Source organism: Brevibacterium album DSM 18261 (assembly GCF_000426445.1).
Lineage (GTDB): Bacteria > Actinomycetota > Actinomycetes > Actinomycetales > Brevibacteriaceae > Brevibacterium > Brevibacterium album.
Window position 1 is genome coordinate 905,968 of record NZ_KE384526.1, and the last position, 17,956, is coordinate 923,923.

A 17,956-nucleotide genomic window follows, 5' to 3' on the forward strand; every position below is an offset into this window, starting at 1 on the left:
CCGGCCCCAGGCTGAGGGCATGACGCACAGACGCACCAGCACAGACACGACACCCCTGATCCCAGCGCACACACTGCCCGGAGCGCCCGCCTCACTCGGCCCCACGCGCACGCAGGGCCACTCACCTCCCCTCTTCGCCGACTCCCCAGCAGACGCCGCTCCCGCCGAGGCGCCCCTCACCCGCCGCCTCCTCCAGCGCAGGGCCCTGGTCTTCAACGGCGAGCTGGACGACGCCTCGGGCATGGAGCTCATCGCCGGACTGCACCTGCTCGCGGACGAGGATCCGCAGCGGGACATCCACCTCTGGATCAACTCCCCCGGCGGCTCCGTGCCCATGATGCTCGCGATCGCGGACACCATCGGCGTCATCCCCTGCGATGTGGTGACGGTGGCGTTCGGCTGGGCGGCCTCGGCCGGGCAGTTCGTCCTGTCCTCCGGCACGCCCGGCAAGCGCCTCGTGCTGCCGCACGCACGGGTGCTGCTGCACCAGGGCTCCTCCGGGATCGGCGGCACGGCGGCGGACGTCGAGCTGCAGGCCGACGACCTGCGCGACGTCCGCGACACGGTGCTCGGCCGCATCGCCGCCCTCACCGGGAGGACGTACGCGCAGGTGTTCGAGGACTCCCTGCGCGACCGGTGGTTCTCTGCGCAGGAGGCCGTCGCCTACGGCCTCGCGGATGCGCTGGTGACGGACATCGGCCAGCTGCTCTCGCCTCGGCCGCGGGCTGCAGGCATCTCCGGGAACACCATCGCCGAGGCCGAGGCCGGTTCCCGTACGAGCTCCGGGGGCGGCGCGGCGGGGGCCGCGGCCGGCGAGCAGGAAGGAGCTCCGGCATGAGCCAGTACACGATTCCGAACGTGGTGACCCGTGATTCCGCGGGCGAGCGCATCGTCGACATCCACTCGCGCCTGCTCGGCAGCCGGATCGTGAACATCGGGACGGCGATCGACGACGGAGTGGCGACGACCGTCATCGCACAGCTGCTGCACCTCGACGCGGAGTCCGCGGACCTGCCCATCAGCCTCTACATCAACTCTCCCGGCGGTTCGCTCACCGCGATGACGGGCATCTACGACACGATGCAGTACGTCTCCGCCCCCGTCGCCACCATCTGCGTGGGCCAGGCCGCCGCCGATGCCGCCGTGCTGCTGGCCGCGGGCGCACCGGGCAGCCGCACGGTCCTCCCCCATGCCCGCGTGGTGCTGCGGCAGCCGCGCGTGGAGGGCGGGCGCGCGGCGATCCCGGACCTCATCCTCGCCGCCGAGGAGGTGGTCCGCCAGCGCAGCGCGGTCGAGGCGATCCTGCACCGGCACACGCACCGCAGCCTCGCGCAGCTGCGGCGGGATCTCGACCGGGACCTCGTGCTGACGGCGGCCGAGGCGGTGGAGTTCGGGATCGCTGATGCCGTGGTGGAGCGGAAGGAGAGGTGAGGCCGGTGTCAGGCGGCGAGCGCGCTGCCGGTCTTGGGTGATCGATGCGACGACTGGATCAGGCGGCGAGTGCGAGGGCGACCTGCCCCCGGGCGGACTGCTGAGGCGCTGGGGAATGCAATGCTGGTGCACGCATGCCCGCCGAGTCCGATGCGGCCTCATGAGCATGGAGCGGATGCACGGCACCAGCGGGGAGGGGCTGCGGCACCAGCGCGCCCTGAGCCGAGGCGAGGCGGGCGCTGAGCACGAGCACCTCGGCGAGCGGCAGCTGCAGGGCACCGGCGATCGCGGCGATCATCTCCGAGGAAGGGTCCTTGAGACCGCGCTCCACCTCGGAGAGGTACTGCACGGAGACGCCGGAGCGCTCGGCCACTTCGCGCAGGGTCAGACCCAGCGTGAGACGTCGGATGCGCAGGACGCGACCCAGCATCTCGCGGAACAGCGGCGTCTCGGTCATGCCGCAAGGATAGGCGGTCATGGGCGGGCTGAACCAGCGATCCGCTCAGAGCGGAACCCCGTGCTCCCGGCAGACGCCCTTCAGGCCGCCCTCGCAAAGCCGCCGGCCGCACCTCCTGCCCCTTCTCCCGCCGCCGCGTATGTGCTCTCTGCGCGTTCAGCCGCGCACACGCGCAGAGAGCACATACCTGTTGCGCGCCCGACCGTGAAGAAGACGCACCGCCCCACCCACCGAGCGGCGGAGTCTCACTCACCGGGAATCGTAAACACCCTCACCCGCCGGCGGCACAATGGCGCCATGAGCACCCGCGGACACGCCCTCGTCCCCGCCCGCCTCGGCTCCGTTCCCGCGGTGCTCTCCCGCCGCGGCCTCCTGCGCGGCGGCTCCGCGTTCCTCGGGCTAGCAGCCCTCGCACCCGCGCTCACCGCATGTGCGGGCGAGACGCCCGTCCCCACCACCGAGGAGGGCCGGCCGCTGCCCATCCCGCCGCTCCTCGAACCGGACGAGCACGGCCGCTTCGCCCTCACCGCCTCCACCGGCACCACCGAGTTCCTGCCGGGCGTCCCCTCGGAGACATGGGGCTACAACGGCGCGCACCTGGGCCCCACTCTGCGGCTGGCCCGCGGCCGCACCTACGAGGCGCAGCTGACCAACGACACCGACGAGGAGACCACCTTCCACTGGCACGGGCTGCTCGTCCCCGCCCATGCCGACGGCGGCCCGCACCACCCCATCGCCCCCGGCGAGACCCAGACCCTCACGCTCACCCCTGACCAGCCCTCCGCCACGCTCTGGTACCACCCGCACCCGCACGAGAGCACCTCGGACCAGGTGCGCCGCGGGCTCGCCGGCATGCTCCTCCTCGACGACCCGGACGGGCACACGCCCGGCTCCGTCCCCCAGGGCATGGCCGCCTCGCCCGCCGAGGCGCCCTCGGCCTCCCCCGAGGCCGCCTCCGCCCTGCCCCACGAGTACGGGGTGGACGACATCCCGCTCATCATCCAGGACCTCCGGCTCACGGACGACGGCGAGCTCCTGGGCCACAACTTCACGTCCGAGGTCGGCATGCTGGGCGAGACCGTGCTGACCAACGGCATGCCCGATGCCGTCCTCACGACCGACCGCGAGGTGCTGCGCCTGCGCCTGCTCAACGGCTCGCTCGGCCGCATCTACGGTCTGCGGCTGGACTCGGGAGCCCCGCTCACGGTGATCGGCTCGGACGGCGGGCTGCTCCCGGAGCCGGTCGAGGCCGACTCCCTCACGCTCTCCCCCGCCGAGCGCGCCGAGGTCATCGTCGCGGTGCCCGCGGACGGTCTCACGCTCGTCTCCCGCGATCCCGATCTGGGCAATGTCTCGGATCCCGAGGGCGTGGGAGGCGAGGACGAGTTCACGATCCTCCGCGTGCGCAGGGACTCTCCCGCCGAGGCGGAGGCGGGCGAGGAGGACGGCTCCGGTGCCGGCGCCTCGGCGGACTTCCGTTCCGCCCTCGCAGCGCTGGACCTCCCGGACCGGCTCGCGGAGCTCCCGGATCCGGTGGACGCCGGCCAGCAGCGCAGCTTCAGCCTGCGCGGGAGGCAGATCAACGGCACCACGATGGACATGGACCGGATCGATGCGGCGATGTCCTCGCACGAACCGGAGGTGTGGCTGCTCACCAACCTGGACTCCTCACCGCACAACTTCCACATCCACAATGCGCAGTTCCGGATCCTCGACGTGGGCGGCCGTCCGCCGGCACCGGAGCTCGCAGGGTGGAAGGACACCGTCTACACGCCGCCGCAGGAGGCCATGCGCATCGCCGTCGTCATGCCGCACCACGAGGACGACGACGGCAGCATCCCCTACATGTACCACTGCCATCTGCTCCTCCACGAGGACGACGGCATGATGGGGCAGTTCACAGTGGACGCGGAACCGGACGCGGCCACCGGCCACGGTGACCACTGAGCGGGTGCAACGCACAGCACAGTGCGCGCGTTCCGTTCCCGCCCGTTCGCGAAAGTTCAGGATCACCACGCAATTGCGCCCTCATCCTGAGCTTTCGCGAAGCCCGCACAGCACAGTGCGCGAAAGCTCGGGATCTGCAGGCAATTGCGCCGCCGATCTGCGCTTTCGCGACGATGATGCACCCCTCACCCCACCCGCCCCTCACCGTAGCGGGCGGCTCCGGGCGAGTCCCAGGGCGAGCGCGAACGCCACGGTCATGAGCGCTCCGGACAGCAGGCTCACCCCGCGCCAGCCGTCGAGCTCCCAGGCCAGCGGTGCGAGATTCCCGTTGAGGGACGAGCCCGCGTAGTAGAACAGCATGTACATGCTCATGGCCTGCGCGGGCACGCCCACGGACGCCGAGGCCCGCTGCGCCACCCAGGCGCTGGACAGCGAGTGCATCATGAAGAATCCCACGCTCAGCACCGTGATCCCCGCGATGATCCACACCAGCTGCGGCAGCGCGGTGAGCGCGATCCCCGCGAGGGCCACGAGCGGGGTGTAGGGGATGACGGCGCGCAGACCGTGCCGCCCGGCGAGCCGGCCGGCGACGATCGACCCCACCCCCGCTACGGGGTACATGAAGTAGATGAGTCCCAGCGCGCCCACCGACAGCAGGTAGGGTGCCGCCTCGAGCCGGAAGCCCAGCGTGTTGAACGCGCCCACGAACGTGCCCATGCCCAGCCCGCCGATGAGGTAGAGGCAGATGAGCACGGGGTCCCGGAAGGCCCTCCCGAACTTCCGCACCAGCTCTGCGAGATCGTCCTGCTGGGGCACGAACCCCCGGGACTCCGGCAGCAGGAGCCAGCAGGACACCGCGCACACGAGGCCGATGACCGCGGCGACCAGCATCGCGAGGTGGGACACGCTGAGGACGCCGGTGCCGGCGTAGCCCCACGACTCGGCGAGCTGGATGGTCGTGGTCGAGGCCACCCGGCCCAGCAGCCCGCCCAGCGTGGTGCCGAAGATGTACACGCCCGTGGCGGCCGTCGCGTAGTCGCGGTGGATCTCCTCCTTGAGGTAGACCGCGGCCGTGGCCGGCAGGCCCGCGAGCACGAAGCCCATGACGAAGCGCGCTGCGAGGAACAGCGGCCAGGACGGCACGAACGCCACGAAGAACGCGAGGACGGCCGCGGCGGTGAGCGAGAGCCGGATGAGACGCACCCGTCCGATCCTCTCCGAGACCGGCACCGCCATGATGAGGCCGATGCCGAGGCCCGCTGTGGCCGCGGACACGGACAGCGCCGAGGCGGACGGCGTGATGCCGTAGTCACGGGAGAAGTACGGCAGAATCGCCTGTGTGCTGTAGAGGAGTGTGAAGGTGGCGAGCCCCGCCATGAGGAGACCGGCCTCGATGCGCTTGGCCTGCCGGTCGCCTCGCCGATAGCCTTCGAATTCGCCCACCCCACTACCCTAGTACCCCGGCAGAACGCAGTGCTCGGACCGTGAGCACCCTGCAGGCGGGCGCCCCGGCGGCAGACCGGAGCGTCCGCGAACGACACGCATCTGCGAAGGAGCGTCAGTGACCCAGCCACCTACCGTGGACTCCCCGGCAGGCGATCGGAGCGCGGCGGCGAATCCCGTCTGGGAGTTCGTCTCCGCGCCCGCGGACCTCGCCCTCCCGGACTTCGCGGCGATCGCGCCCGCGCACATCGTGGACGCCGGCGACCGCGTCGTCGCGGCCGTGCGGCAGTCCGTCACCGCCCTCCTGGCCTCCGGCGAGGAGCCGAGCTTCGCCTCGGTCACCCTCCCCCTCGAGCGGGCGCAGCTGCCCGCCCGCGCACTCGCGGCCTTCGTACGGGTCCTCGAGTCGAACGTGCTGGACGACGCCCTCGCCGAGGCGGTCGCGGAGGTCTCCGCGCAGCTCACCTCCCTGCGCCTGAGCATCGAGCTCGACGAGCAGCTCTTCGACCGCCTCGGCGGGGTGCCCGTGTCAGAGCTCATCCCGGAGGACCGCCGCCTGCACGAGCTCACCGTGACCCGGCACGTGCGCGCGGGCGTGCGGCTGCCGGCGGCCGAGCGCGAGACCGTCGCCGAGATCGCGCGCGAACTGGACCGGCTGGAGACGGAGTTCGGGCAGGTCCTGGTCCAGGAGACCGCGGCCCGTGCGCTCACGACGGATGATCCCGCCGATCTCGAGGGCCTGGGCCCGGACAGGATCGCCGCCGCTCATGCGGCGTCCGAGGCTGCCTCGGGTGCCTCTCAGGACGCCGCCGCTGGCCCGCAGTACCGCCTCCCGCTCGTCAACACCTCCCAGCAGGACGCGCTCGCCTCCCTCGTGCGTCCCGAGACCCGTGCCCGGCTCATGGAGCTGTCCCTGGGCCGCGGGTCCTCCGGCGGGCCCGGTGACACCCGCGGGCTCGTCACGGACATCACCGCGCTTCGCGCCGCGCAGGCCGCTCACCTGGGATATCACAGCTACGCGCAGTACTCCGTGGACGATTCGACCGCCGGTGACGTCGAATCCGCCGGGAACCTCCTGCAGTCCCTGCTCGAACCCGCCCAGCGCCAGTTCGAGCGCGAGGCGGGGCGGGTGCGGGAGTACTTCGGCCTCGGCGGAAACCAGCCGCTTGCGCGCCACGACATCCTGCGCCTGTGGGAGCGCTACCGGGCGGAGGCCTTCGAGGTGGATGCGGAGGAGGCCGCGGCGCACTTCGAGTTCGAGCGCGTCCTCACCGACGGCGTCTTCGCAGCGGCGAACGCGCTGTACGGCCTCGCATTCGCCCTCCGAGAGGACCTGGCCGGCTGGCATCCCGACGTCCGGGTGTACGAGGTGACCGAGGGCTCCCGGACCCTGGGGCTGGTGCTCGTCGATCCGTTCGCGAGGACGGGAAAGCGCGGCGGCGCCTGGATGGACGAGCTGGTGACGGGCTCACGGCTGACGGGCCTGCACCCCGTCACGACGCTCACCCTCAATGTGCCGGCACCTGCCCCCGGCCGCCCCGCGCTGCTGACGCCGGACGAGACCGTCACGCTGTTCCACGAGTTCGGCCACGTGCTCCACGGCCTGTTCGCGGACTCCTCCTACCCCTCGCAGGCGGGCACCGCGGTCCCCCGCGACTACGTCGAGTTCCCCTCGCAGCAGTTCGAGATGTGGGCGCTGCACCCGCAGGTGCTCCCCGGCTACGCACGCCACTGGGAGACCGGCGCGCCCATCTCCGCCGAGCTCGTGCAGCGCCTGCGCGATGCGCAGACGTTCGGCCAGGGCTTCGCGACGCTCGAGTACCTGGCGGCGGCGATGCTGGACCTGAGCTGGCACTCGCTCGAGGACGGAGAGGTGATCGAGGACGTCCTCGCATTCGAAGCGGAGGTGCTCGCGGCGGCCGGCTTCGAGGACGTGGTCCCCCCGCGCTACCGCACCGCCTACTTCCAGCACATCTTCTCCGGCGGATATGCGGCCGGGTACTACTCGTACCTCTGGTCGGAGCAGTACGCCGCGGCGGTCTCGGAGCTGTTCGAGGACCACGGCGGCCTCGATCCGGAGCTCGGCCGCGCCTACCGCGAAGGGGTGCTGGCGCCGGGCTACTCGCGGGATCCGCTCACCGCCCTCGACCGCTTCCTCGGCGGCGAGGCGGGCGTCGAGCCCCTGCTGCGCCGCCGCGGCCTGGCCCCCGCCCGCCCCGCGCCGCCGGCCTGCCCCGAGCACGCCCGGCTCGAACGCGATCTGCGCGAGGCCGGGATCACCTCGCGCGTGCAGGTTCACCCCGAGCCGCTGCCCACGGCGCAGGCAGCCGCCGAGTTCCACGGGGTGCCGGTCGAGGCCATCGCCAACAGCCTCGTCTTCATCGCCGAGTTCCCGGACGAGGAGGCCATCGCGGCGGCGGAGAGCCGCAGCCTCCTGCAGACCGGTGAGCAGGAGGTCATCAGCGCGCAGGAGCCAGCGAGTGCGAGCGGAGAGACGGAGGCGGAGGCCGCCTCGAGCGCATCCGCAGAGGCCGGGGACGCCGAGGTGCCCGTCATCGAGGAGCCCGTGCTCATCATGACCTCCGGCGGGCACCGGGTGGACACGGAGTTCGCTGCTGAGCAGATCGGTGCGCTGCGGCTCAAGCGGGCCAGGCCGGAGCAGGTGCTCGCGGCGACGGGCCAGGCGGTGGGCGGCGTGGCCCCGGCCGGGCATCCGGCCCACGTGCGGTCCTATGTGGACCGCACGCTGCGCGGGCACGCACAGCTGTGGGCCGGCGGCGGCACCGTCGAGGCCATGGTCCCACTGACCTACGCGGAACTGGTCCGCGTGACACGAGGAGAGGAAATCGATGTCCGACCACAGTGACGCGGGTGCGCCCGCGGCGGAGACCCCCGCAGCGGGCGGATCCGCCCCCGGCGCCTCCGCATCTGGCGCCTCCGCATCTGGGCCTGCTGCATCTGGGCAGCCGGGTCCGCACGCACAGACGGCCGCGCACGCGGTGTCTGGGAACGCAGCGGATCCGGCGGAGAACACAGGCAGCGCGAGCGCAAGCGGTGCGAGCGCAGGCACGGCAGCCGGGATCGCCTCGGGCGCGGGGACCGCGACAGCAGGGAGCGCAGGCGCGGGCGGAGCCGTGGGAACGGCCACCGCCACGACCGCAGACGGCGCACCCGGCGCGGGAGCGCTGACGGCCTTCGCGAGCACCCGGGGCCGCTACTACGCGCTCATCCTCGCAGTCTTCTGCTGCGTCTTCATCATCTCGAACATCTCGGCGACGAAGGTGATCGGCTTCGGGCCCATCGTGGGCGATTTCTCGATCGTCACGGACGGCGGGGCGTTCCTCTTCCCGCTCGCCTACATCCTCGGCGATGTGCTGAGCGAGGTCTACGGCTTCCGGGCGGCCAGACGGGCCGTCTTCATGGGCTTCGCCATGCAGGCGCTGGCGGTGCTCGTCTTCTACCTCGTCATGATCTCGCCGCCCGGGCCCGGCTACGAATCGCAGGACGCGTTCGAGGCGGTGCTGGGCTTCTACCCGCGGATCGTCGCGGCCTCGCTGGCCGGCTACGTGGTGGGCCAGCTGCTGAACTCCTACGTGCTGGTGTGGGTCAAGCGCCGCATGGGCGAGAAGCACCTGTGGGTGCGCCTCATGACCTCGACCGGCGTGGGCGAGTTCGCTGACACCCTCATCTTCTGCGTCGTGGCGTTCGCCGGCGTGATCCCCGGTGCGGACTTCGTCAACTACATCATCGTGGGCTTCGTGTACAAGGTCGCGGTCGAGGTCATCCTCATGCCGGTCACATACGCCGTCATCCGCTTCCTCAAGAGGCGCGAGGTCACCTACGCGCCCGGCGGGGAGGACTGAGGGGCCTCCTCGGCGCCTGCGCCCACGCTCGCGCCTCAGTTCCTGCTCGGCGCCTGCGCTCGTGGCTCAGGCCCTGCTCATGTCTCTGCGTACGCTCGTGTCTCAGTTCCTGCTCGTGTCTCACTGCACCTCGTTCAACGGCGGATCCGCCGACGCAGACTGAGACACGAGCGGAAACTGAGACCTCAGCGGGTACTCAGGGGCAGACTAGACCGCAGAGGTCAGGTATGCCGCCCAGCGTCCTGGCGCCACTGCAGTATGACCTCCTGAGGGATCGTACGCCTCATGAAGCTGTCGAACGTCGGCACCGTGAAAGCCGCATAGCCATGGTTGGGGGTGTAGAGAAGCCCCATATTGATCAGTTTTGCACGGGTGGGCCCCAGCTGTGAGGAATCTCGCTCCATCACCCTCGCCACGTCTGCGGCCTTCTGCGGCTCGGGGCCGAGCTCCGCCATCGCGCGCATATAGGCGGTCTCGAGAGGGGTCGCTCGGTCCAGCCTCACCTTGAAGAATGAACTGTCCAGCTTCGCTACGTACGCTTCCTCTGCGATGTCGATGTCACGCTTCGTGATCCGATTGTTCTCAGCGACCGTCCATACTGCATAGCCGAGCTCCTGGATGAAGTACGGATACCCCTGAGTCAGCTCCACCGCACGATCGAGGGCGTCATCATCGAAAGAAACACCCTCTGCGGCAGCTGGGTCAGCGAATGCCCGTCTGGCATCGTCATCACCGAGCTCGCCGATCACAGGGAACTTGAATAGCCGCTCGGCGTACGAGCGGGCATCCCCTGCGAGTTCAGCGATCTGGGGCAGCCCAGCCCCCACGAAGGTCAGCGGAAGCTTGAGCTGGACAGTCTTGTGGATCGCCTGAATGAGAGCCGAAAGCTGCTCGGTTCTGAGAAACTGGACTTCATCCACGGTCAGCACGATCCCCGTCGTTCTCTCCTTCGCCACATGACCGAGTTCAACCAGCACGTCCGTGAGATCCAGGCTGAGGTCACCGTGGTCCGCAAGACCCTCCGCAGGATCGACCTGCAGGCTGGCGCCGACGGACCCATCAGGAGAGGCAGTGAGGGTGAAGGATGTGAGCACCGATGCGGCTCGCTTCGAGCGGGCCGTCCATCGTGCCCGCGGAGACATCGTCAGGAGGACGGTCCGCAACTTGCCGAACAGCACAGTTCTGAAATGCGCCTCGTCGTACTTACCTGCCTCGAGGTCGACGACCTGCCAATCCTGTTCGCGTGCGATCTCGCCGAGCCTGGTCAACAGCACAGTCTTGCCCACTCCACGAAGCCCGGTCGCGATCATCGACTGTTCAGACCGCCCACGAGCCAGACGGCCCAGGAGCACACTGAAGGCATCCAGCTGATCGTCGCGCCCTACGATCACTTCAGGAGTGGCACCTGCGTTGGGGGTGTAGGGGTTGCTGAGCTGATCCATGGAGCGAGATTACCATCTTTATCCTGTTTTATCTGCCTGAGATAAAGTTCGGTAAATCCGATAAGCAAGTGCTCCGTGCCAGCAGCCCTCGCTCAACGCCTGCGCTCGCTCGCGTCTCAGTTCCCGCTCATGTCTCACTGCATTTCGCTCAGAGGCGGAGTCCCCGACGCAGACCGAGACACGAGCGGGAACAGAGACCTCAGCCGCGCTTCCAGCTGAGGGAGACCTCGATCTCCGCAGTACCGTCGTCCTCGATCTCCACCTCGTACTCGTAGGAGACCCGTGCGGGCACGCTCACCGTCACGTCCTTCTCCCCTTGGTGGACGGTCACGGAGTTCTGCCGCTCCAGCATGTCCGCGAGCGCACGCAGCTTGGCCGCGGCCTCCTCGCGGGAGAGGTCGGTCTCGGTCTCGTGTTCGTACAGCTCATCGCTCATGGGCCGATTCAAGCACGCACGTCAAACATCCACGGGGCATGATGGCCGGGCTCGCGGGATGAGGTGCACAGCACGGGCGACCGGCGCGGGCGGAGCGGGAAGCGCGCATGGCGGACAATTCGCTGCACACGCCCAGCGGCGTCCAAGCCCCGCAGCAGCGCAGGCAGTTCAACTCCGAGGCGCGAAGGCCCCGGTCTCACTGCGCCGTCAGTGCCTCTCGCCGGTGAGCATGGTGAGCAGCAGGACGTTCGGGCCCGCGGCACCGCCCTCCTGGACGGAACCAGCCGGCTCTTCCGGGCAGTCCACGCGGTGTTCGACGTGCGCCCTGCAGTGCACGACCGTCCCCGGTGTCAGTACGGTCGTCTCACCCTCGCAGGTGAAGGTCAGCAGCCCGCTCAAGCACTGCACCGTGATGGGGTGAGCCGCCGTGTGCTCCGGCAGCGACTGCCCCGGAGCGAACGTGAACGCGATGAGGTTCGCGCCGTCGGCCTGCAGCAGCCGCTTCACCGAGGGCCGGCCGTTCCTCCGCTCCGGGTCCGCCGCCGGCGCGAGTGCGAGGACATCGAGCACGGCAGCACCCGGGCCCGACCCGTCGGGCGTCGTTCCGGCAAGCACGGCGTCATTCATGCAGACCACTCTCGCACGCGGCGTCCGGGGCACGGCGCGGGCCAGTCACTCCGCATGGAGCAGGCTCTTGCACACAGTCGTCTCCACGCCCACCTCAGAGCACACCGCGTGTCAGGACCGTGCCGCCGCCCCTGCAACCGCCTGACGGCACTCCTCCATCATCCGTGCGATGACCTCGGCACAGCTCGGGATGTCGTCGAAGAGGCCCAGCGCCTGGCTCGCGCAGATGAGGCCCGCCTCGCGATCCCCGCCGGCCAGCGCGTCCCGCCCGCGCAGGCCGGAGACGAGGTGCCGGATCCGCTCGAAGTCCCCGGGGAACACGTCCTCCGAGGCGGCGATCTCCTCCGTGACCGCGTTCCGCAGGAACCGCCCGGTGTTGCCGAAGGAGCGCTGGATGAGCTGCGTGTCGTAGATCGAGGTCGATGCGGCGAGTTCGGCCTTGAGCGCCTCGCTCACCGGTGACTCGCGGGTGAACATGAACCGCGTCCCCACATTCACCCCTTCGGCACCCAGCATCAGCGCCGCCGCCATCCCCCGCCCGTCGGCGATCCCGCCCGAGGCGAGCACCGGGACGCGCAGCGCACGCACCGCCGCGGGTACCGCGACCATGAGTGGGGTGTCGTGCTCTCCGGGATGCCCGGCCGCCTCGAACCCGTCCATCGAGATCACGTCCGCCCCGTCGCGCTCGGCGGAGAGGGCGTGCCGCACCGTCGTGCACTTGTGGATCACCCTGATGCCGTGCGCCTTCAGCCTCGGGAGGAAGGGCCTCGGACTGTTCCCCGCCGTCTCGACGACAGGCACGCATCCGGCGACGACCGCCTCGATCCATTCCCCGTACTCGTGCGAGACCTGCTGCGAGATCGAGATGTTCACGCCCACAGGCCTGCTCGTGAGCGTGCGCGCCCGCTCGATCTCGTCCAGCAGGTGCTCACCCGAATCGTGCAGGCGAGCGGTGATGAGCCCGAGGCCGCCCGCCTCGGACACAGCGGCGGCGAGGTCCGCCGTCCCCACCCACTGCATCCCGCCCTGCACAATCGGGTGCTCGATGCCCAGGGCCTCCGTGATCCGGGTTCTCATGGGTGCCGCCCGATCTGCCGCATCCCACGGCGATGGCGTTCACATGCGTCTCCCCGGGCACCGCCCACGAGGATCACTTCGTGACCGTGGCGGTCTTCCAGACGTAGGCCCCCTCGACCGGAGTCGTGAAGCCCTCGACGCCCTCGCCCATGCCCACGACGGAGTCCGGAGCGCAGATCGGGATGATCGGCGCGGCCTCCGCATAGGCCGCCCTCACGAGTGCCTGCAGCGCAGCACCCCCGTCCTCCTCCGGGAGCACGGAGCGCGCCTCCGTCAGGAGCTGCGCACCCTCGGGCACCTCATAGCCCTCGGTGGCCGGGGCATCGCGCAAGAGGTATGCGGCCAGGTACGAGGTGGCATCCGGATCGGCGGTGCTCGCCGGCCCCACGTAGACCTCGTACTCGCTGTTGCGCACGGACGCGCCCGCCTGTGCCGAGTCCACGGCCTCGACGGACGATTCGACGCCCACCTGGGAGAGCTGGTCCTGCAGCACCTGCGCCAGCTCCTGGTACACCGAGATGTTCGCGGAGCTGATCGTCACGTTCAGGGGGTTCGAGGCACCGAAGCCCGCCTCCTCGAGCCCGGCCTCGGCCGCCGCCGGATCGTACAGCAGCCCCTCGTCCTCCTCCATGCCCTCGACGTGGCCCGGCAGTCCCTCGATATAGGGCTGCGCGGTGGGCTGGCACCTGCCACCCTGGAGGTTCTCGTTGATCGCATTGCGGTCGATCGCCTGGGACACCGCCCTCCGCACCACAGGATCGTCGAGCCCCTCCACCGAGGTGTTGAGATTCACGTGGTAGATGAGGTCGGTGGGGCCGCCCTCCGCCTTCGCCCCGCCGGCCTCGATCTCCGCGAGCTGCGAGGGCCGGAAGTTGCCCGCGTCCACCTCGCCGGAGGTGAGCGCACGCACCCGAGCGGAGTCGTCGACCACCGCCCGGATCGTGAGGTTCGGCGTCTTCACGTTCTCCGCGTCCCAGTAGCCGTCCCAGGTCTCGAGCCTCACCTCGTCGGGGCTGTGCGACACCACCTGATAGGGACCGGCGCCCACGGGGTTCTCACCCACATCACCGGTGAGCGAGGCCGGGCTGATCACCATGCCAGCCTCGGCGCCGAGCGCATTGAGGATGTGCGTCGACGGCGAGGAGAAGTTCAGCACCACCGTCGACTCGTCCGGCGTCTCCACCGATTCGACCGTCGCGAGGTCCGAGGCGATCGTGGACCCCTCCTCCATCGCGTGCTCGAGACTCGCCTTCACCGCCTCCGCGTTCATCTCCTCGCCGTCCTGGAAGGTGACTCCCTCCCTGAGGGTGAGCGTGAGGACGGTCGAGTCGTCGCTGAACTCCCATTCAGTCGCAAGCCCCGGCACGGCCTTGCCCTCGGCGTCCCAGGCGATGAGGGTGTCGTAGATCTGGCCGGTGTACTGCGGATCGTAGGTGCTGCCGGCGTGGGGATCGAGTGTGGAGGCGCGGTAGGACATCGCGACGGTGAGCGAGTCCGCGGTCTCGCCGCCTCCGGAGCCCGCTCCCGAACCGCCCCCGGAACCGCAGCCGGAGAGGAGGAGCCCGCCGGCGGCGAGCGCTGCGAGCGCGGCCCGCGAAATCGTGCGCGAGGTGCGTGCGTTCATGAGAGTACTCCTTCGTACTGGTTCGCTCCCGGTGCCGTACCGGGATCTCGATCCCGACGAGCCGCCGGAATCCTGCTCCGGCAGCCGTCGGGATCCTGCTCCGTCGGCTGCCGGGATATCAGGCCTCCGGCCATGTCCGGAGCGCCTTCTTGTTGAGCTTGCCGAGCTGCGTCACGGGCAGCTCGTCGATGAAATGGACGGTCTTGGGCGTCTGGATGGGTCCCTTCCTCTCCCGCACATGGCGGATGACGGTCTCCTCCGTGAGCGAGGCGCCCTCCCGGAGGACGAGGTAGGCGGTGACGGACTCGCCCCATTTCTCGTCCGGACGCCCGACGACGGCACAGGAGCTCACCTCCGCGAGCTCGGAGATCGCATCCTCGACCTCGCTCGGATAGACGTTGAAGCCGCCGGAGATGATCATGTCCTTCCGCCGGTCGACCAGCGTGACGTAGCCGCCCTCGTCCATGAAGCCCATGTCGTCCGTGTGCAGCCACCCCCCGCGCAGCGCGTGCGCCGTGAGATCCGGTCGCTTCCAGTAGCCGGGCATGACCATGGGCCCGCGGAGGCAGAGCTCCCCCACCTCGCCGAGATCCGCCTCGGTGCCGTCCTCGCGGAGGATCTTCGCGACGACGCCGGGAGTGGGCCTGCCCGCGGAGGCGAGCAGGTCCGGCCGGTCGAGCCGGTGGTCCTCGCGCCCGAGCCGGAGGATGCCGACGCCGGCCTCGGTCTGCCCGTAGCCCTGGACGAAGACCTGCCCGAACCGCTCGATCGCCTCCGCCAGCCGGGTGGGCGACATGGGCGCGGCCCCGTAGACGAACTCCTCGATGCTGGAGACATCGGTGCCCGGATGGTCCCGCAGATGGTCGAGCAGCACGTAGATCATCGTGGGGACGAGGAAGGCGTTGGTCACCCGGTGCTCGGCCACGAGCCGTAGGAACTCCTCCGGATCGAAGCCGTCCGTGAGGACCACGGAGCCTCCGCGCATGAGCATCGGCCCGATCTGACTGCCGCCTGCATGGCTGATGGGCGTGGCGATGAGCAGCTTCTGCGGGAGCGCACCCGGAGGGCGGTCTCCCGCCCCCGCGCTGATCGACTGGGTGTAGGAGGTGCCGAAGACCGTATGCGGGACTCCTTTGGGCCGCCCCGTCGTCCCCCCGGTGTAGAAGATCGACTCGATGTCCCCTCCGCGCACCAGTGCCGGCGGCACGTCTGCGGACGACTGCTCGGCCGCGGCGGCGAGGAGATCGTCCGCGTCCCCGTCCTCACCGAGGGAGAGGAGCCGGAGCCCCGGACGGCTCTCCCGGAGCTCTGCGGCGCGCACGCTGAAATGACGCGGGTCGTAGACGAGGACGTCGATCTCCGCATCGTCGAGCACGAAGAGATGGTCGTCGAGCGAGCCCATGGGATGGAGCGGCGTATAGCGCACGCCCATGTGCCTCACCGCGAGCTGCGTGAGATAGGTCTCGGGCATGTTCCTGCTGAGCACGGCCAGCGCCATGCCCTGGTGCACACCGCGGGCCTGCAGCACCCGGACGATCCGGTTGACGAGCGCGACGCACTCGCGCGCCGTGAGCACCCGTGAGCCGTGACGGAAGACGATCTCGTCGCCCCTGAACCTCAGAGCGCGCAGCGGCCCCGTCTCAGCGGCGATGTCCTCCTGCGTATCGAACTTCACTTCTCGTGCTCCCTTCCTGCCGTCTGCCCTGCGATTCCCAGCCCCGCGGACCCGTCACGCGGCCGCGTACTCACCTGCGAGCCTCTCGATCACCGCGCGCGCCGGGACGACGCCGGAGACGCCGCTCACCGAGTGCCCCGCACTCCAGATGTCCTTCCAGCGGCGCGGCCTGCCGGTGTCCAGATCCCCTTCCGCGGTGCGCTCCTCCGCACGCCCGGAGCCCCCGTAGCGGGCCCGCGCCGCGGCGAGGTCCGCATTGTGCTCGAGGCTCTCCGGATCGAGACCCACCGCGCGGATCGAGGGCACGAGGAAGTTCGCATTCAATCCCGTGAAGGCACGGGTGAGGAGCACATCGTCCATCGTGGACTCCACGACCATGTCCTTGTAGCCGTCCTGCGCCATGCTCTCCCGGGTCGCGATGAAGGCCGTCCCGATATAGCCGAGGTCCGCGCCGAGCGTCCGCGCCGCACGCAGCGCGGTCCCGTCACTCATCCCGCCGGCGAGCGCGATGGCACCATCGAAGAACTGCCTCACCTGACGGACGAAGGCGAAGGGGTTGAGCCAGCCGGTGTTGCCGCCCGCTCCCGCCGTGAGGAGCACGAGCCCGTCCGCACCGGCCTCCACCGCCTGCCTGGCATGCCGCACCGTCGCCACATCGGCGAACACGAACACCCCCGCCTCGTGGAGGGCCGGGAGCACCGGTGCGGGCGAGCCCACGCTCGTGATCACCATCTCCACCCGGTGCTCGAGCAGGATCTCCACCTCCTCCGCGATGCCGGGTCTGCGCATGATGAGGTTGGGGCAGTAGGGGGCATCGTCCTCGGTGAGGGTCTCATCGAGTTCGTCGAGCCAGTCGCCGAGGGCCTCGGGCGGACGCGGATTCACCGTGGGGAAGGCCCCGATCGCACCGGCCCGGCACACCTCCCGCACGAGCTCCGTCCCGGAGACGCGCAGCATGGGCGCGGCGATCGCGGGCAGCCGCAGCCTTCGCGCGAGGTGCGCGGGCAGCCGCTCGCGCATCGCCCCGCCCGCGGTTCCCGCCTCCGCGCCCGCTCCTGCGGCGGTTCGGCCGGTCATGGCGCTCACCGTCCCTTCCACACGGGCCGACGCTTCTCCGCGAAGGCGGCCAGGCCCTCGCGACGGTCCTCCGAGTCGAGCGCGACCTGGGCGATGGGCCGCTGCTTCTCCCAGGCCTCGGCCTCCGTCCACTCGGCCGACCGGAACATGATCTCCTTGCTCGCGGCCAGGGCCGTGGGGCCGTTTCCCAGCATCGAGTCGGCGAGGGCGAGCGCGGTCTCCAGCGCCCCGCCCGGCTCGCTCAGCCGGTTGACGAGGCCGAGCGCCGCCATCTCCTCCGCGCCGCGCAGCTCTCCCGTCAGCGCCATCTCCATCGCCGCGTGGTAGGGGATGCGACGGGGCAGGCGGAACAGGCCCCCGCCCACCGCGACGACGTTGTGCCGCACCTCGGGCAGTCCCATCCGGGCGTCCCGGGCCGCGACGATGAGATCGCAGGCGAGGCAGAGCTCGAGCCCACCGCCCACCGCATAGCCTTCCACCGCAGCGATGAGCGGCTTCCTGCTCGGCCTCGCCATGATGCCGAAGCCGCCGCGCGCGGGCCGCTGCCGGGGACCTCCCTGCGCCGCCTCCTTGAGGTCCGCCCCCGCGGAGAAGGTGCCCCCCGCACCCGTGATGACCCCGAGGAACAGTTCGTCCGTCTCATCGAGGAGGTCCATCGCCGCGTTCATCGCCTGCGCGGCGGCGGAGTCCATGGCGTTCCTGGCCTGCGGCCGGTCGATCGTGACGATCAGGACCGGTCCGCGGCGCTCCGTGCGCACAGCGCCTGCGTGCCCGGGATCTGTGCGCCCGGGGCCTCCGTCGTGCTGAGCTCCTGTGCTCATCTCACATCCCGTCTGTGTGTCTCGGTGCGTGCCGCC

15 protein-coding genes are annotated in these 17,956 nt (G+C 70.3%); 5 read left to right on the plus strand and 10 right to left on the minus strand.

Annotation, left to right across the window (positions count from 1 at the left end; translation table 11 throughout):
- Positions 1-19: 19 nt before the first annotated feature.
- Positions 20-838, plus strand: coding sequence for a ClpP family protease (locus tag K318_RS23080; protein WP_084500430.1), 819 nt, complete (start codon positions 20-22; stop codon positions 836-838).
- A complete protein-coding gene (locus K318_RS0117715; protein WP_029090465.1) occupies positions 835-1,431 on the plus strand; it encodes a ClpP family protease in 597 nt (198 codons plus the stop codon). Before K318_RS23080 ends, K318_RS0117715 begins: the two co-directional genes overlap by 4 nt.
- A 58-nt stretch (positions 1,432-1,489) precedes the next feature.
- Here K318_RS0117715 and K318_RS23085 read toward each other — a convergent pair whose 3' ends face one another.
- Positions 1,490-1,888, minus strand: a complete 399-nt coding sequence (locus K318_RS23085) for a helix-turn-helix domain-containing protein (RefSeq protein WP_156914095.1) — start codon at positions 1,886-1,888, stop codon at positions 1,490-1,492.
- A gap of 297 nt (positions 1,889-2,185) precedes the next feature.
- On the opposite strand from K318_RS23085, the gene K318_RS23090 reads away from it, so the two are divergent.
- Positions 2,186-3,835, plus strand: a complete 1,650-nt coding sequence (locus K318_RS23090; protein ID WP_051298185.1) for a multicopper oxidase family protein — start codon at positions 2,186-2,188, stop codon at positions 3,833-3,835.
- A 201-nt stretch (positions 3,836-4,036) separates the two neighbouring features.
- Here the strand turns inward: K318_RS23090 and K318_RS0117730 are convergent, their stop codons facing one another.
- Complete coding sequence (locus tag K318_RS0117730; protein WP_029090466.1) at positions 4,037-5,278, minus strand: MFS transporter; 1,242 nt, start codon at positions 5,276-5,278, stop codon at positions 4,037-4,039.
- A gap of 118 nt (positions 5,279-5,396) precedes the next feature.
- On the opposite strand from K318_RS0117730, the gene K318_RS23095 reads away from it, so the two are divergent.
- Together K318_RS23095 and K318_RS23100 are read left to right on the plus strand one after the other, a co-directional pair.
- Positions 5,397-8,144, plus strand: coding sequence for a M3 family metallopeptidase (locus tag K318_RS23095; RefSeq protein ID WP_245579940.1), 2,748 nt, complete (start codon positions 5,397-5,399; stop codon positions 8,142-8,144).
- 268 nt (positions 8,145-8,412) lie between these two features.
- Complete coding sequence (locus K318_RS23100; protein WP_051298186.1) at positions 8,413-9,141, plus strand: queuosine precursor transporter; 729 nt, start codon at positions 8,413-8,415, stop codon at positions 9,139-9,141.
- Between the two features lie 221 nt (positions 9,142-9,362).
- Here the strand turns inward: K318_RS23100 and K318_RS0117745 are convergent, their stop codons facing one another.
- The 8 genes from K318_RS0117745 to K318_RS0117780 form a co-directional block, all read right to left on the minus strand.
- Positions 9,363-10,583: an ATP-binding protein gene (locus tag K318_RS0117745; RefSeq protein WP_029090467.1), complete on the minus strand. Its 1,221-nt coding sequence runs from the start codon at positions 10,581-10,583 to the stop codon at positions 9,363-9,365.
- A gap of 199 nt (positions 10,584-10,782) precedes the next feature.
- A complete protein-coding gene (locus K318_RS0117750; RefSeq protein ID WP_029090468.1) occupies positions 10,783-11,019 on the minus strand; it encodes an amphi-Trp domain-containing protein in 237 nt (78 codons plus the stop codon).
- 207 nt (positions 11,020-11,226) lie between these two features.
- Complete coding sequence (locus K318_RS0117755) at positions 11,227-11,646, minus strand: cupin domain-containing protein (protein ID WP_051298187.1); 420 nt, start codon at positions 11,644-11,646, stop codon at positions 11,227-11,229.
- 111 nt (positions 11,647-11,757) lie between these two features.
- Complete coding sequence (locus K318_RS0117760; RefSeq protein ID WP_029090470.1) at positions 11,758-12,723, minus strand: NAD(P)H-dependent flavin oxidoreductase; 966 nt, start codon at positions 12,721-12,723, stop codon at positions 11,758-11,760.
- 73 nt (positions 12,724-12,796) lie between these two features.
- Positions 12,797-14,347, minus strand: a complete 1,551-nt coding sequence (locus K318_RS0117765; RefSeq protein WP_029090471.1) for an ABC transporter substrate-binding protein — start codon at positions 14,345-14,347, stop codon at positions 12,797-12,799.
- Between the two features lie 118 nt (positions 14,348-14,465).
- Positions 14,466-16,022 carry an AMP-binding protein gene (locus K318_RS23105; protein ID WP_051298188.1) on the minus strand — a complete coding sequence of 519 codons (1,557 nt, stop codon included), beginning with the start codon at positions 16,020-16,022 and terminating at the stop codon, positions 14,466-14,468.
- 54 nt (positions 16,023-16,076) lie between these two features.
- Positions 16,077-17,099, minus strand: a complete 1,023-nt coding sequence (locus K318_RS0117775) for an NAD(P)H-dependent flavin oxidoreductase (protein WP_211233356.1) — start codon at positions 17,097-17,099, stop codon at positions 16,077-16,079.
- Positions 17,100-17,104: 5 nt separating this feature from the next.
- Positions 17,105-17,920 (minus strand): crotonase/enoyl-CoA hydratase family protein, encoded by an 816-nt coding sequence (locus tag K318_RS0117780; RefSeq protein WP_084500386.1) that lies wholly within the window; start codon positions 17,918-17,920, stop codon positions 17,105-17,107.
- Positions 17,921-17,956: the final 36 nt, after the last annotated feature.